Consider the following 15698-nt stretch of genomic DNA (forward strand, 5'->3'; position numbering starts at 1 on the left):
CCTGCGAGCCCGGCGCCGCGCCCGCGGCGGGCTCTCGCGCCGGCTGGGCCGGGCACACAGCGGTGGCGCCCAGCGCCATGGCCAGGCCGGCCAGCGCGGCGGCCCACGGATGTGAGGGGTGGGAATGTCTCATGGTGTTCTCCAGAGGGGGCCTGTTGCCTTGCACGGCCGGCCGGCGGCCCCTGCCTGCCGGCGCCGGCTCGGAATGGCGCGGGTCAGGGTTTGCTGCGGGCGCCAGCGCCACGATTGCGCGAGCTCTGCTGGTCCTGCCCCGTGCCGATACGGGTGACGTGCCCCGCTTTCTTGCTGCGGTGCTGGCTGTCGCCGTGACTCGCCTGCGCCTGGCGCGGCGTATCGTCCTGCGAGGGATGCGGTTGGGTGTCTTTGGTTTTCATGACGGTTCTCCCTGTCGGGTGATATCGAAAAAATGCCTCAGTGACCTGGCGCCAGCTCGACCTTGATCCAGCCGGGTTGCCGGCGGTCAAAGGCGCGATAGGCCTCGATCGCGCCCGTCAGCGGCTCCTGCCGCGTCAGGATGGCCGCCGGATCGATCGCCCCGGTGCGCACCAGTTCCATCAGCCGCGGCACATACTTGCGGTGATTGCAATTGCCCATCCGCACCGTCAGGTTCTTGTTCATGGCCTCGCCGATCGGAAAGGTGCGATCATTGGGCGGGTAGACGCCGATGATTGCAAGACTGCCTGCCTTGGCCAGCGCCCGCACCGCCCACTGCAACGCCTGCGACGGCGCATCGCCCGGCACCCAGTCGCCATGATCCGGCCGCGCATGCGGCGCGATCTGGCGGGATTCGTGTTCCATGGCCGCGATGTCGCCGCCGTCCGCCGCCGGGCCGTCATGGGCATGCACGGCATCCACGCCCACCGCGTCTATCGCGCAGTCGGTGCCGATGCCGCCCGTCAAGCCCCGGATGCAGGCCACCGGGTCCTCGGCGTTGAAGTCGACCACTTCGGCGCCCTGGGCGCGCGCCATCGCCAGGCGGTCCGGCACGGCATCGACGGCGAAGATCCTGCCCGCGCCCATCAGCCGGGCCGACGCGATCGCGAACTGGCCGACCGGCCCGCAACCGAAGACCGTCACGGTATGGCCCGGCTTGATGTCCGCCAGGTCGGCGCCGAAATAGCCGGTGGGAAAGATGTCGGACAGCATCAGCGCCTGTTCGTCCGTGACCTCATCGGGAATCTTCACCAGGTTCACATTGGCGAAAGGCACCCGCGCGAGCTCGGCCTGCAGCCCGTGGAAAGGGCCGGTGCCCTGCGGACCGCCATAGAAGGCCGTGCCGGCGTCGCGGCCATTGGGATTGGCGTTATCGCACTGCGCGTAGTAGCCCGCGCGACAATAGGAGCAGTAGCCGCAGGCAATGGTGGAAGGAATCACCACCCGGTCGCCCAGGTTGAGGTTTCGGACGCCCGGACCGAGGCGCTCGACCACCCCGACCCCTTCGTGGCCAAGGATGGTGCCGGGCGTGACCTCCTCCATGGTGCCCCGCACGAAGTGCAGGTCCGTGCCGCAGATGGCGCTGGCGGTCAGGCGCACGATGGCGTCCGTGTCCTCCAACAATTCAGGATCGGGCACGGTCTCCAGGCGGATATCGCCGATGGCGTGGAATACGACAGCTTTCATGACAGGCTCCTTAGCGTGATCGGGCCTTGCGCCGACGCGGCGAAAGACCGGCGCGGCCGGGGTAGCCGCCGCGCCATGCCGGTTTCAGTGGAAAAGTAGGCCACGGTGCGTTCCATCCCCTCCAGGGGGTCGATGCGCGGCGACCAGCCCAGCCGGTCGCGCGCCAGAGAGATGTCCGGGCAGCGATGCGCCGGATCGTCGACCGGCAGGCCGTGATGCTCCAGCGGCACGTCGGCGCCGGTCAGGGTCCTGACCATGTCCGCGATTTCCAGCATCGTGAGCTCGGCGGGATTGCCCAGGTTCACTGGCCGCAGGTCCGGCGGCGCGCTCTCCATCAGCCGCACCAGGCCGTCTATGAGATCGTCCACATAGCAGAAAGAACGGGTCTGGGTGCCGTCGCCATAAATGGTCAGCGGCTGGCCAGCCAGGGCCTGCACGATGAAATTCGACACCACGCGGCCGTCATCCGGCGCCATGCGCGGCCCATAAGTGTTGAAGATGCGCGCGATCCTGACGTCGACGCCCTCGCGCGCGGCGTACTCCATGAAAATGGTCTCCGCGCAACGCTTGCCTTCGTCGTAGCAGGAGCGCGGCCCGACCGGATTGACGTGGCCCCAGTACCCTTCACGCTGCGGGTGCTCCAGCGGATCGCCGTACACCTCGCTGGTGGAGGCCTGCAGCACCCGCGCGCCGCAACGCCGGCCCAGCTCCAGCAACTGCATCGAGCCCAGCACGCAGGTACGCAGCGTTTTCAATGGATCGGCCTGGTAATGCACCGGAGACGCCGGACAGGCCAGGTTGTAGATGCGATCGACCCGGGTCAGGTTCCGCAACGGGTCGACGATGTCGTGGCGCACGATGGCCAGGCGCGGATGCGCGGCCAGCGATGCCAGGTTGCGCGACCGCCCGGTCTGGAAATTGTCCACGCAGACCACCTCCCAGCCATCGGCCAGCAGCCGCGCGCACAGGTTCGATCCGAGGAATCCCGCGCCGCCGGCGACCAGCGCGCGGCCCTTGGGCAATGTTGTCGTAGTCATGCGGCCTCCGTAAGTTGTTCGAATACCGACAGCCAGTCGGCCACGAAGCGATCCATGCCGAAACGCCGCAAGGCGGTTTCGCGTCCGGCGGCCCCCCAGGCCCTGGCCAGGTCGGGCTCGGCCAGCAGTTGCCGCGCCACCTGCGCCAGGCGTTCGATGCGCGTGTCCACAAAGCCGTTTTCGCCGTTGACGATCAGCGCCGGCAACTCGGTCGTGCCGAACCCGACCACGGGAACGCCGCAGAGCATCGCCTCCACCAGCGACAGGCCGAGACTGGCATAGCGCACCGGACTGAAGAAATAGCGGTAGCGCGCCAGACAGGCGGCCACCTCCATGTTCGGCACCTCGCCGAGCCCTCCCAGGGTCTCCGACTCCATGCCGATCAGGTCGAGCGGGGTGCGGGCGCGCATGCGCTCGAACAGGTCCAGGCCGATGCGCCGGCCGCGGCGGGCGAGGTGGTTGACCACCACGATGCCGCGCGCCAGGCTGCCGTCGTAGGCCACGCCGGGCGGCGGCACGCCATGCTCGACCACGCGCACCGGCATGCCGCCGTTGTCCCACATCTCCGCATTGAAAGGCGTCACGTGCACCAGCACGCCGCGATCATGGCGGAACGGATGCACCGTATCGGTGGGGTGCGGGGCCGGCGGGTTGTGTTCCAGGTAGGCGCAGGGCAAGGCGCGCTGCGCATCGCTCAACAGCAGGCGGGCGTCTTCCAGGTTCTGGCGTGACTGGTACAGCACGCAGTCGAACCGTTGCGCGCGCAGCTCGCCCGCCGGCAGTTGCGTCAGGTTGTCGCCCCAGGGGATGCGCGGGCCCAGCGCGCCGTATCCGGCAGGGTCGCCAGGCAAGCCGGGCACCACGAAGTCATGCGGCACGTGGCCGAGGGCATGCAGGTAGTTGCCATGGACGTGCCAGGTCAGGATGCGCAGGCGGCGGGCCGGCGCGACGGCCGAAGCGATCGGATTCATGCGCGCGCCTCCGTCAATTGCCGCCCGGCCTGCTCCAGCACGTCGGCCACGGTCACGCGCCACGCGCAGGGATGGCCGATCGGGCAGGTTTCGTATGCGCAGGGCCGGCAGGGCACGGGCGCCGCCAGCACGCGGTGACGGCGACGGTCGCGCGGCGCCCAGCGGCGCGCATCGCTGCCGCAGGCGATCACCACGCTGGCCGCGCCCATCGCGGCGGCCATGTGCGAAACGCCGGTGTCGTTGCACACCAGCAGGCGGCTCGCGCGCAGCAATGCCGCCAATCCGCCCAGGCTCGTCGCGCCGCACAGGTCCGGCAGGGGCAGTCCCGCCCGTTGCTTCAGCTCGCGGGTCAACGACTGTTCGGCGGTGGTGCCGGTCAGCGCCACCTGCCAGCCCGCGCCCTGCAGGGCGCGGGCGACCTCGGCATAGCGCGCCAGCGGCCAGCGCCGTGAAGCCAGCCTCGCGCCCGGATGCAGCAGCACGAGCCGCGCGGGATCCAGCGCATGCTTGCGCAGCACGGCGTGCGCCTCGGCCTCGTCCTGTTCGTCACACGGAAATTCCAGGCGGTCGTCGGCAGCCGGCAGTCCCAGGAAGCGCAGGAGCGCAAGATAGCGCTGCGGCTCCGGCAGCTCGTCGGGCCAGTACAGGCGCCGGCCGGGAACCTGGGCGCCGGGTTCGGCCACGAACCCTCCCCAACTGGCCGCTCCGAGCTGGCCCACGATGCGGTTCGACTGCGCGCCGCTGCCATGCATCTGCAAGGCCACATCCAGCCGAGCCGCGCGGAGGCGGCGAAAGAAAGCCGGCAACTCATGCGGTCGACAGGCCTGTTCCGGAAATTCGGGAATGCCGGGAAAGGCGATCAGCTCATCGACATAGGCGTGGAAGCGGCGCGCGAATTCGCCCATGCCCGCCAGTCCGATCAGCGCAATGCGGGCATGGGGAAACGCCTGGCGCAAGGCCCGCAGCGCCGGCACCGCGCACAGCATGTCGCCCAACTGCAGCGCCCGGAATACGGCGATGCGGTCGGGAGGGCGGTCGGCGAGCAGCGGCGCGTTCATGGCTTGACGCTCGCGAAGCGCAGCAGACCGACGGCGCGCCAGCCGATCGACAGCACGGGAATGCATGCCGACGTGAGGGCCAGATCCAACACATTGCGCAGGGTTCGCCGCGTCCCGCGCAGCCGGCGCAGGAAAAATCCCACACTCAGCGCCAGCCACAGCCCCGCCGCGGCCCACGCGCCCTGGCGCTGCCCCAACGCTGTCAACGCCAGGGCGCAGACGGCACTGGCGGTGATCGCGAGGTAAAGGCGCGGCGCGCGCGGATGGACGCGGGTGCGGTACAGCAACGGATATTTCTTGCGCAGCAGCATGTCGAACATCACCTTCTTCTGCATGCCCAGACCGGCGCCGAAAGCCACTGGCCGCATCGGATGCGTGACCCGCGCCTGGTGTGCGCGGCGCACCGTCAGGCCATGATCGAGCAAGGCGAAATGCAGATCGGAGTCTTCCCGCCAGGCCATGGTGTAGCGCGGGTCGAAGCCTCCCACGGCCACCAGCGCGGCGCGCCGCACGAAGCAGTTGGCGGTGATGAACTCCGAGCGGGTCAGCCCGGCCGCGTCGCGTTCGTAATCGCTGGGCGGTTGCGGCAATGGCATGTCCGTCACGCCGGCCACCGCGGCCGTGTCCGCGTCCGTCTCCAACGCCTGCACCCCCTGCCACAGCCAGTCGGGGTGGACGATGGTGTCGTCATCGGTGAACGCGATGATCTCGGCCTTGGCGCTGCGCCACCCCAGGTTGCGGGCGCCCGCCGGGCCGCGGGTGCCGCTGACCGCCAGGTAGCGCAAGGTGGGACGGCCATCCCATTCACGCCGCAGCGCCTCGACCTGCCGGCGCGTGGCCGCGCTCGCGGCATCGTCGCATACCAGCACTTCATAGCCATCGCGCGCGAACTCCTGGCGCGCCAGCGCCGACAGGCAACGGGCCAGCAGCGCCGGTCGCCTGAAGGTCGGCACCACCACCGACACGGCGGGAACAGGGCCGGGCGTCATCCCGGCTTCTCGACAAGGTAGGAACCGATGACCAGCGCGTCCAGCGGCGATGTCCAGAAGCACTCCAGGGCGTCACGCGGCGTGCAGACCACGGGCTCGCCGCGTGTGTTGAACGACGTGTTGACCAGGACCGGCACGCCCGTCTGTCGCTCGAAGGCGGCCAGCAGGTCGTAGTAACGCGGATTCTGGTCGCGGCGCACGGTCTGCACTCGCGCCGTGCCATCGATGTGCCGAACGGCCGGGATGCGGCCGGCGCATTGCGGCAGCACGTCGTAGACGAACAGCATGAACGGCGCGCAGATCGGATCGGCCCCATGGCCATCGAACCATTGCGTGGCGCGCTCTTCCATGACGACCGGCGCCACCGGCCGGAAATCCTCCCGGTCCTTCAGGCCGTTCAGGCGCGCCTGCATGGCGCTGTCCAGCGGCGATGCCAGGATCGAGCGGGCCCCCAGCGCGCGCGGCCCGAACTCCATGCGCCCCTGGAACCAGCCGATGATCTTCTCCCGCGCCAGCAGCGCGGCGGCCTCGCCGGCGACGTCGTCCAGCCGCCGGAAGTCCTGCCGGCTCGCGTACAGAAAGCGCTCGATCTCCTCGTCGCCATAGGCGGGGCCAAGGTAGGCATGATCCATGGTCCAGGCCCGCTTGCCGCCGCGCCGATGATAGTCGACGTAGAGCGCGGCGCCCAGCGAGGTGCCGGCATCGCCGGCGGCGGGCTGCACCCACACGGTGTCGAACGGGCCGTCGCGCGCGATGCGGGCGTTCATCACGCAATTCAACGCCACCCCGCCCGCCATGCTGAGGTTGCGGGCGCCGGTCCTGGCGTGCAGCCATTGCGCCATGTGCAGCGCGGTTTCCTCCAGCACGTATTGCAGCGAACTGGCGATGTGCTTGTGCTTGTCTTCGAACGGCGCCCCGCGGTGCCGGGGCGGACCGAAGCGCTCGGCCAGCCGCGCCGGCTGCACCGAGTAGCCGCCCTCTTCCTCCAGCCTCAGGATGTCGCGGAATGCGGCGCGGAATTCAGGTTTTCCGAACGAGGCCAGCGCCATCACCTTGTATTCGTCGGACGAATGCAGGAAGCCCAGATAACGCGTCACCTCCTCGTACAGCAGGCCCAGCGAATGCGGCAGGTCGATCTGCTTGAGGCGGCCATACTCGCCCTCGGAGAAGTGGCCGTAGCTGGTGGTGGTGCGCTCGCCGCGCCCATCCATGGTGAGCACCGCGCATTCCTCGCAGGGCGCGGCCAGGAAGGCGCTGGCCTCGTGGCACAGATGGTGGTCCAGGAAAACCCAGCGCTCCAGGATGTGATCCAGCGTGAGGTCATCGAAGCGCGGTGATTTGAGGTGGTGCGGGGCGCCGTCCAGCAGTTGGCGCGGCGCGTTGACCAGATAGGACAGGAACAGCGGATCCCACGGCGATTCACCCTCGGCGCCGACGCCGGCGCGCGACGGTTCCAGCGGCAAGGTGATGTCCGTGGCCAGCGGGCGACTGCCGGCCAGCAGGGCGGGATCGTAGGAATAGACGATATGGTCCACGTCCCGCAGACGGATGTCGCCGGCCGACAGGCAATAGTCGATGGCGTGATACGGCAGTTGCCAGGTGGTGAAGGGGACGGGCCGCTTGCCATGCTTGACTCGGGTGAAACGCTCTTCCTCGGCGGCGGCCAGCACCACGCCGTCGCGCACCAGGGTGGCGGAACAATCGTGGTAGGCGGCATTGATTCCTAGGGTGTACATGACAGTTCCTCCTTGGCGAAATGACGGTCGGCGCGCGCTCCCGGGCTGGCCAGCAATTCCCGGGCCGCCGCCACCACACTTTCCGGCGGCACCTCGGCCAGGCAGGCGTGATGGCCCTGCGGGCAGACGCTGCGATAGCAGTACTTGCACGGCACGTCGTGACTGAGCACGCGCGCGGGCGTCATCCAAGGCGTGTGCTGCGGGTTGGTCAACGCATACAGGTCCACCACCGGCACTCCCAGCGCGGCCGCGACATGCGCCGGCCCGCTGTTGTTGCATATCAGGACCGCCGCCGCTTCCAGCGCCGCTCCCATTTCGCCCAGGTCGAGTTCCCCCGACAGGTCCACCAGGCCGGGCAGCAGCGGCCGCGCCGCCGCCAGCGCGGGGGCCAGCGCCGGATCTTCGTGGCCGCCCAGCAGCAGAATGCGCCGGCCTTCGCCGCGTAGGCCGGTCAAGGCGCGCACCATCAGCGCCGCCGGATAGCGTCGCGAAGCGGCGGTGGCGCCAGCGTGCGCGCAGATCCACCCGCCGGGCTCCGTAACGCCCTGACGATGCAGCTTCGACGCCAGCGAACGGCGGTCCTCGTCGCGTACCTGGAAGGACAAGCCGGGCTGGTCGGTGCGCGCGCCAACCTGCGCCACCAGGTCCAGTTGCCGCCGCACTTCGTGGCGGATGCCGGCCGCCGGCTCGGTCTCGCGCACCCAGTGGCTGATGAGGCGGTAGGGGTTCTCGCGGCTATAGGCCAGCACCCGCGGCACCCCGGCAAGGTGGCAGAGCAACGCGGCAGGCAGGGCGCTCTGGCTGTAGGCGGTGAACACCACGGCGGCATCCGGCCGCAGGGCGCGCAGGCGCGCCACCGCCTCCAGATCATCGGCATTGCCGGCCGACGCGTTCTTGATCCAGGCGGCGTCGTAGGCCATGACGGTGTCCACCTCCGGCAGGAACGGCGCCAGCCGCGCGCCCGCGCGGGAGGTCAGCAGCGACAGCCGTTTCGCGCCGGATTGACGCAGCGCGCGCAGCGCCGGCGTGCACATCAGCACATCCCCCATGTTGTCCAGGCGGATGCCGAGCACATGCGGGCAATCGTTCCAATCAGGATGCATCATTGCCTCCCCGGGGCGGGCCAGTCCGCCAGCACCAGCCGCGCGGCGGCATCCAGGTCGGCGGCGCGCGCATCAGGCACCCGGTGGGGCCCCTCGCGCCACTCGGTTTCATGCCCGACGTCCAGCAGCAGGCTGCGGCAACCGGCGCGATTGGCGGCCTCGACATCATCGAGGATGTCGCCGATGAACCAGGAGCGGGCCAGGTCCAGGCCGAGTTCGCCCGCGGCCCGCAGCAGCAGCCCGGGGCGCGGCTTGCGGCAGTCGCAATCGACGGCGAAGCCGGCGACCCTGCCGGCCGGATGGTGCGGACACCAGTAGAAGCCCTCGAGCCAGGCCCCGGCCGCCATGAACATGGCGGCCAGCTTCACCTGCACGGCATCCAGCGCGGCCAGCGGAAACAGGCCGCGCGCGACGCCCGACTGATTGCTCACCACCACCAGCGTCACCCCGGCCGCGCCGAGGCGGTTGAGCGCGGCAAAGGCCATGGGCGCGTAGACCATCTTCGCGGGGTCGACGTTGTACGGCACGTCGGCCAGAACGGTGCCGTCCTTGTCGAGAAACACCGCGGGCCTCATGGCCATGACGTCTCCTTCATGGGCAGCACCATGACCTCGGGCACGACCGTCTCCTGCGGCTGCGTCAGCACGAAGCACACCGCGCGAGCGACATTGGCGGGGTCCTGCAGCGTATCCACATCGATATCGGGAAACCGATCCAGCAGGAACGGCGTGCGCATGCCGCCGGCGATGACGGCGCTCACCTTCAGGCCCGCGGGCCGCAACTCGGCGTGCAGCGCATGCGACAGGCCCATCAGGCCCCACTTGCTCGCGTGGTAGGCGCTGGCGTTGGGCCAGGCCCGCCGCGCGGCGGTCGAGGCCACGTTGACGATGTGCCCTCCCGGGCTGAGCCTGTCCTTGGCCAGCTTGGCCATCAGGAACGGCCCCGTCAGATTGGTGCGCAGGACGCGCTCCCAGACATCGGCATCGAGCGCGCCGATCGGCGCGGTGACGTCGATGCCCGCGCTGTTGACGATGGCATCGAGCCGGCCGAACCGCCGCGCCACGGCGTCCAGGCATTCCTCCACATCCCGCGCCACGCCCACGTCCATGACGCAGCCCATCACGTCGGCGCCGCCGGCCTTGAGCCGTCCGGCCAGGTCCTGCGCGCGCCGCTCGTCGATGTCGGCCACGGCGACGCGCGCGCCTTCGGCCGCCAGCATGACGCACAAGGCCTCGCCCAGTCCGCTGCCGCCGCCGGTCACCAACACCACTCGTTCCTTCAAGCTGTCACACCGCATGTCGCGCTCCTTGTCTCAAGCCGCGATCCGCGCGGCATGCCGATCCACCCGGGCGGCCTGCGCCGCCATCTGGCGATAGACCGACAACAGATCCAGTCCCACCCGCTTCCAGGTGAACAGGCGTCGTGCCCGCAGCCGGCCGGCCTCGCCCAACCGGGCGCACAGCGCGGGATCGGCGGCCAGCAGCGCCAGCCGCTCGGCCAGCCGCTGCGGATCGCGCGGCGGCACCAGGAAGCCGGTCTTGCCGTCCACCACGGTGCTGCGGATGCCGCCGGTATCCGCCCCCACCACGGGCCGTCCGCAGGCCATCGCCTCCACCGGCGTGATGCCGAAAGGCTCATACCAGGGCGTGGTCACGAACACATCGCTGGCGCTGTAGTAGGCCGCCAACTGGTCCCGATGACGGCGGCCGGTGAACTGCACCCAGGGCGCCACCCCCTCCTCACGCGCAATCCGGCGCAGGCGGCCGATTTCGGGCGTGGCCGTTTCGTCGGCATCGTCCGTATTGCCGCCCACCACGCACAGGCGCGCGTTGACGCCATGCTGATGGCGCAGCCTCGCCAGGCCGCGGATGACGTTGTCCACGCCTTTGCGCGGCACCATGCGCCCCAGTTGCAGCAACGTGAAATCGTCGTGATCCCAACCCAGCAGGGCGCGCGCGCGGGCCCTGGGCTGCGGCGCCATCTCGGCGGCGTCGTAGCCGCACGGCACGACTTCGATGCAGCGCGGGTCGGCCCCATACAGCTCCATCAGGTCGCGGCGGTCCTGCGGGCATTCGGCGATGATGCGGTCGGCGCGCCGGACGATCTCGGTCTCGATGTCGAAGCGGCTGTCGGGAAACAGGTCCGCTTCCTGCTGGTGCTGGCGGCGGACCTTGCCCAATGCGTGGAACGTCACGGCCAGCGGAATGCCGTGGCGCTGCGCAACCGGCAGCGCGGCCCAGGCCGACATGAAGAAATTGGCGTGGATGACGTCGTAGGCCCTGTCCTGCCGGCTGACATAGCGCAGCAGATAGCGCGAGAAGTCGTCCATGTAGGCAAGCATCTGCTCCTTGGCCAGGTAGATTTCGGGCCCGGCGGGCACGTGCACCACCTTGATGCCGGGCATCCAGGCGTGCTCGGGCTGCAGCGCCGGATTGTCCTTGCGGGTGAAGATGTCGACCTGCATGCCGGCCCGCGCGAGCTCTCGCGCCACTTGCGCCACGTAGACATTCTGCCCGCCGCTGTCGATGCTGCCGGCCAGGGCCAGCGGCGACGCGTGTTCACTGATGATGGCGATCTTTTTCATTGTCCTGCTCCCAGACGGAGGGGCGCGGGCCCGGCCAGCCCTGGCCCGCCCCGGCGATGCGGATACGGTTGTCGACGGCCTGAACACCGGCGCGGCTGTCGGCGCGGTCCTCGCGGCCGGCGGCGGTCGTATCTTTCTCGATGGTTCATGTCGGTACTCCTGTCGCGGTTCGTGAAACACCGCGTGGCGCCTGCCCTGCGCGGATGTGGCCAACATCGCAAGTGCTGTGCCGATATGCGGCCGCGGCAATGGAGCGACGCGAAACGGATCGAGAAGCGGACCTTGTTGCCCGCGGTTCGCGAAGGGCCGCGGCGCCGTGTGCCGGCGCTATCCGGTACTTCTTACTGTTGCGTGTAAGAAGTGCGGAGGCCGCGAAAACAGTGACATTCAAGCGATATTCAGGTGGCGCCCCCGGCGCGCCCGCGCTCCGGCAGCAGTGTGCCGACCGTCGCCAGCAACTCGTTCGGGTCGACCGGCTTGGCGAGATGGACCTGGAATCCGGCAAGCAGGCTGCGCAACCGGTAATCCGGACCCGCATGCCCCGACAGCGCGATCGCTGGCAGGCGGTGCGCCAGGGCCGCGCCGCGCTCGGCCTCGAGCGCGCGGATTCGGTCGATGACTTCGTAGCCGTCGATGTCCCCCAGAGACAGGTCGCAGATCAGCACCTGCGGCCATTGCGGCGCCTGTGCCGTCTCGAGCGCGGCCAGCAACTGCCGCCCGTCGGGATATTGCGCCACGCTCGCGCCCTGCGTCGCCAGGATGTCGGCGACCAGCTCGCGCGCCTCCGCCTGGTCATCGACCAATGCGACGGTCACGGCGCGCAGATCGGGCAGGTTCATATCGGTGCGCAGCGCGGCGGGCTCCACCGCGCGCACCGGGAAGTCCACCGCATAGGCCTGCCCGCCGGCGGCCGAAGGGATGCTATGGAAAATGCCGCCCTGGCGTTGTGCCTGCGCCGCCAGTTGCGCGGGGTCCGTCGCCACCGCCGCCCGCAAGGCGTCGGTGGGGTTGAGATGAAAGTCCGCCGCGGCCGGATCGGCGCCCGCCTCGGCCCGCCCGTCCGTCACCGTCAGGCGCGTCATGGGCCCCTCGCGCTGCAACCGTATGCCGACGCGCCCGCCCGCCGGCGTGACCGCGATCGCATGCAGGAACAGACTCCACACCAGTTGTTGCAGGTCGCTGGGATCGCCCGTGATGCGCGCCGCCTCGCCGCCGATCTGGGTGTACAGGTTGACGCCCTTCTCCTGGGCCGCCTCGCGGGATGCGTCAAGCACCCCCGCGACCACCGCGACCAGGTTGACCGGCTGGCGCGTCGACCGGCCCTGGCTCTCCTCAAGCGCCGACTGCTGGCGCTGCAACGCCCACATCTGTGCATAGATGCCCTGCCTCTGGAGCAACGCCTCATGGCGTCCCTGCTCGACAATGCGGCCGTGGTCGAGCACCAGGATATTGTGGGCGTGCACGATGGTGGACAGCCGATGCGCGATGATCAAGGTGGTGCGGCCCGTGGAGATGCGCTGCAGCTCGGCCTGGATCGCGCGCTCGGTGCGCGTGTCCAGCGCCGAGGTCGCTTCGTCAAACACCATGATGGCCGGGTTCTTCAGGATGGCGCGGGCGATCGCGATGCGCTGGCGCTCGCCCCCCGACAGCTTGACGCCCCGTTCACCCACCGGCGTGTCATAGCCTGCCGGCAGGCTTTCGATGAATTCGTGCACGCGCGCCCCGCGCGCGGCAAGCGTCACCTGGTCGGGCGTCGCATCGGGCCGACTATAGGCAATGTTGTAGGCAATGGTCTCGTTAAACAGCAGCGTATCCTGCGGCACGATCCCCACCGCGCGACGGATGCTGCGCACGTTCACGGCCCGCAGATCCTGGCCGTTGATCAGCACGCGGCCGCTGTCCGCGTCATAAAAGCGGAACAACAGCCGCGCCAGCGTCGACTTGCCCGAGCCGCTGCCGCCCACCACCGCCAGCGTGGTCCCCGCGGGCACGGTGAAATCGATATTCCACAGGATCTGCCGGCCCGGCTCATAGCCGAAACCGACATCTTCGAAACGGATGTCGCCGCCGCCAGGCTCCAGTGACGGCAGTTGGGGATCATCCCCCGTTTCGACCGGATGCCGCAGCAGATCGCAGACCCGCTCGGCGTTGACGAACGCCTCCTTGGCCTGTCGGAAGATCAGGCCGAGCGTGTTCAGTGGCAGGCAGATCTGGATGATGTAGGCGTTGACCAGCACCAGGTCGCCCACCGTCATCCGGCCCCCGACCACTTGCTGCCCCGCCAGTATCATCACCGCCGCCACGCCACAGGCGATGATGCCGCTCTGCCCCACGTGCAACCGCGACAGCGAGCGCTGATTGCGCACTCCCACGCCGGCCCATTCGTCCAGCACCCGGGTCAGGCGGTCCGCCTCCAGGCCTTCGTTGGCGTTCAGTTTGACCGCCTCGTAGTTCAGCAGGCTGTCGACCATGCGTCCGCTGGCCTTCGAATCCAGTTCATTCAAGCGTCGCTGGTAGGCCATGCGCTTGCGCACCAGCACGCTGGTATAGATGGAGTAGGCGCTGAACGTGACCATGACGATGAGCGCATACCAGGCGCTGTAGCCCATCACCAGGATCAGCACGACCGACACGATCTCCACCAGCGTCGGCAGCAACGTGAACAGCCCGGTCCCCAGCAGGAAGCCAACGCCCGCGGTGCCGCGCTCGACGTCACGGGCCAGGGCGCCGGTCTGGCGCGCCCCATGGAAGCGTGCCCCGAGCCGCTGCAGCCGGGCAAAGACCGACACCGTGAATTCGGCCACGGTCCGTTGCACCACCTGCGAGAACACCACGTCGCGCAGTTCCGTGAACACACTGCCGCCAAAACGCGTCACCGCGTAGCCCAGCAGCAGGAAGGCGGGCAGCACCAGCCCGCCCGGCGCGCTCAGGGTATCGACGATGTTCTTGAGAATGACCGGCACCAGCACCATGAGCAGCTTGGCGGCAAGCAACAGCGCCAGGGCGGCGGCCGTACGGCCCCGGTACTTCCAGAGGGCGCGCAGGATGGTGCGCGTCACCTCGTTGCGCGCCTGGCGCGCCTCGTGGATGTCGGGTCCGTTCATGGTCATGTCTCCGGGTCAGTGGCCCGGCCCGACCAGCAACCCGCGTTCCGCGGCCTGCGCCAGCGCGGCGCGGCCGCGGCCCCTTCAGGAATCCGCCGCTTCGCGGCGTCCGCGCACCACCGCCTTGAAAAGGTGCGCGACGGCGGCGGCAAAAGCCTCATCGAACCATGGGTTGGCGCCGCTCACCGCCACCACGATGCCATCCACGGACACGCTGCCCCAGACCGGCGTGTCCTTGGCCTGGAGCAAATGGGGCCGCGCCACGACCACCTCGTGGCTCGACAGGCCGGTGCGCCAGCTCAGCCGGGCCTTGCCGCGCGCGAAAGCGCCATAGTCCGCGTCCCAGCGATTGGGATCGCCGACGCTCTGCTCGTACAGGATGGCCTGCGAAAAATCGCACTCCCCGGGCCTGGCCAGCGGATTCATGACCACCACGTGCAGGAAGCCGCTCTCGCCGACCCGCTTGTCGGCGCGCGCGGCCTCCAGCATCGGCAGCGCCAGTTGCACCGCCCGGGCGGCCGCGTCGCGTTCCCAATAAGCGGCCAGCGGAAGGGATTTCATGGTTCTCTCCTTATGTTGATTGGGGCAAAGCGTTCAGTCGCCCGCCCCGCTGCGCCAGACTTGCCGCAGTTCGCGGCATACGGCCGGCGCCACGGGCCGGCGCCAACGCCGGATCAATCGCCATCCAGACCAGGCGTCGACGCACGCGCGAGCGCGTGCCCGCCAGTCCGGCAAGCCGCGCAGCACCGTCCAACTGCGCGCCAGCGCCATGCCCGCTGGCAGGCGCAGCCACGCGGTCCACAGCGCATTGCGGGCAAGCAGCCGCCGACGCAACGGCGCATCGCGCTGGGCGGAAGGCCAGTGGTGCGTGCGCAGCGCCGGGGCGTAGACGATGAGGCCGCCCTGCGCGCGGATGTTCAAGGCAAGCAAGGCCTCCTCGCCGCCGATAAAGAAAGGGGGCCAATAGCCGCCCGCGCGCTCAAAGGCCTCGGCCCGCATCACGCAGGCCCCCGCCATGAAGCCGACCAGCGCCGGGCCCACGCCGGCGATGTCGGGCAGCGGGCTGCGCGCCATCGCCTCGCTGGCCGGATCGAGCCGCTCGCGCGGGCCGACCCGCACCTGCGCGTTGAGGACGGCGATCGCGGGATGCCGGTCGAGGATGTCGGCCGCCCGCGCCAACGCATCCGGCGCCCACCAGGTGTCGTCATCGCAAAAGGCCACGTAGGGCGTCGTCACGCGCGCCACGCCCAGGTTGCGTCCCGCCGCCCCCAGGTTGGCGCCCGCCCGCAGCAGCGTCATGTCGGGGAATGCCTGTTCAATGAGCTCGGCGCTGCCATCCTCGCTGCCGTTGTCGACCACGATGATGCGATGGCGCTGCGGCAGCGCCAGCAGCCGCTCCAGCGTTCGGCGCACTTCATCGCGCCGGTTGCGCGTCAGCACCACGATGGAGGTGCGGGAATCGTTCGACATCACGG

The 15698-nt window shown here is 69.5% G+C and carries 14 protein-coding genes; all 14 read right to left on the bottom strand.

Annotated features, from left to right (window positions below; translation table 11 throughout):
- Window positions 1-215: 215 nt before the first annotated feature.
- The 14 genes from HV783_RS26570 to HV783_RS26635 all read right to left on the bottom strand — a co-directional run bounded on the left by HV783_RS26570 (window position 216) and on the right by HV783_RS26635 (window position 15693).
- The gene (locus HV783_RS26570) at window positions 216-395 is read right to left on the bottom strand and encodes a hypothetical protein (protein ID WP_054502951.1); all 180 of its coding nucleotides are present in this window, start codon (window positions 393-395) and stop codon (window positions 216-218) included.
- A 37-nt stretch (window positions 396-432) separates the two neighbouring features.
- Entirely contained in the window at window positions 433-1641 is a 1209-nt protein-coding gene (locus HV783_RS26575) for a zinc-dependent alcohol dehydrogenase (protein ID WP_054502952.1), read from the bottom strand.
- The gene (locus HV783_RS26580) at window positions 1638-2678 is read right to left on the bottom strand and encodes a UDP-glucuronic acid decarboxylase family protein (RefSeq protein WP_175190179.1); all 1041 of its coding nucleotides are present in this window, start codon (window positions 2676-2678) and stop codon (window positions 1638-1640) included. Before HV783_RS26580 ends, HV783_RS26575 begins: the two co-directional genes overlap by 4 nt.
- Entirely contained in the window at window positions 2675-3649 is a 975-nt protein-coding gene (locus HV783_RS26585) for a glycosyltransferase (RefSeq protein WP_175190180.1), read from the bottom strand. Before HV783_RS26585 ends, HV783_RS26580 begins: the two co-directional genes overlap by 4 nt.
- On the bottom strand, window positions 3646-4707 hold the full coding sequence (locus tag HV783_RS26590) for a glycosyltransferase family 9 protein (RefSeq protein WP_175190181.1): 1062 nt from the start codon (window positions 4705-4707) through the stop codon (window positions 3646-3648). Before HV783_RS26590 ends, HV783_RS26585 begins: the two co-directional genes overlap by 4 nt.
- Complete coding sequence (locus HV783_RS26595; protein ID WP_175190182.1) at window positions 4704-5696, bottom strand: glycosyltransferase family 2 protein; 993 nt, start codon at window positions 5694-5696, stop codon at window positions 4704-4706. The genes HV783_RS26590 and HV783_RS26595 overlap by 4 nt, the downstream gene beginning before the upstream one ends.
- Window positions 5693-7432, bottom strand: a complete 1740-nt coding sequence (locus HV783_RS26600) for a carbamoyltransferase family protein (RefSeq protein WP_175190183.1) — start codon at window positions 7430-7432, stop codon at window positions 5693-5695. Before HV783_RS26600 ends, HV783_RS26595 begins: the two co-directional genes overlap by 4 nt.
- On the bottom strand, window positions 7420-8538 hold the full coding sequence (locus HV783_RS26605) for a glycosyltransferase family 9 protein (protein WP_175190184.1): 1119 nt from the start codon (window positions 8536-8538) through the stop codon (window positions 7420-7422). The genes HV783_RS26600 and HV783_RS26605 overlap by 13 nt, the downstream gene beginning before the upstream one ends.
- Window positions 8535-9116 carry a D-glycero-alpha-D-manno-heptose-1,7-bisphosphate 7-phosphatase gene (locus HV783_RS26610; protein ID WP_054502959.1) on the bottom strand — a complete coding sequence of 194 codons (582 nt, stop codon included), beginning with the start codon at window positions 9114-9116 and terminating at the stop codon, window positions 8535-8537. Before HV783_RS26610 ends, HV783_RS26605 begins: the two co-directional genes overlap by 4 nt.
- Window positions 9107-9832 carry an SDR family oxidoreductase gene (locus tag HV783_RS26615; protein WP_144654768.1) on the bottom strand — a complete coding sequence of 242 codons (726 nt, stop codon included), beginning with the start codon at window positions 9830-9832 and terminating at the stop codon, window positions 9107-9109. The genes HV783_RS26610 and HV783_RS26615 overlap by 10 nt, the downstream gene beginning before the upstream one ends.
- Window positions 9833-9847: 15 nt before the next feature.
- Window positions 9848-11119, bottom strand: coding sequence for a glycosyltransferase (locus tag HV783_RS26620; protein ID WP_175190185.1), 1272 nt, complete (start codon window positions 11117-11119; stop codon window positions 9848-9850).
- A 398-nt stretch (window positions 11120-11517) separates the two neighbouring features.
- Window positions 11518-14223: an ATP-binding cassette domain-containing protein gene (locus HV783_RS26625; protein ID WP_054502962.1), complete on the bottom strand. Its 2706-nt coding sequence runs from the start codon at window positions 14221-14223 to the stop codon at window positions 11518-11520.
- Window positions 14224-14307: 84 nt separating this feature from the next.
- Entirely contained in the window at window positions 14308-14784 is a 477-nt protein-coding gene (locus HV783_RS26630) for a hypothetical protein (protein ID WP_054502963.1), read from the bottom strand.
- Between the two features lie 33 nt (window positions 14785-14817).
- Window positions 14818-15693: a glycosyltransferase family 2 protein gene (locus tag HV783_RS26635; protein ID WP_054502964.1), complete on the bottom strand. Its 876-nt coding sequence runs from the start codon at window positions 15691-15693 to the stop codon at window positions 14818-14820.
- Between the last annotated feature and the right edge of the window lie 5 nt (window positions 15694-15698).

The sequence above is a fragment of the Achromobacter dolens genome (genome assembly GCF_902859745.1).
In the GTDB taxonomy this organism is placed as follows: Bacteria; Pseudomonadota; Gammaproteobacteria; order Burkholderiales; family Burkholderiaceae_B; genus Achromobacter; species Achromobacter dolens.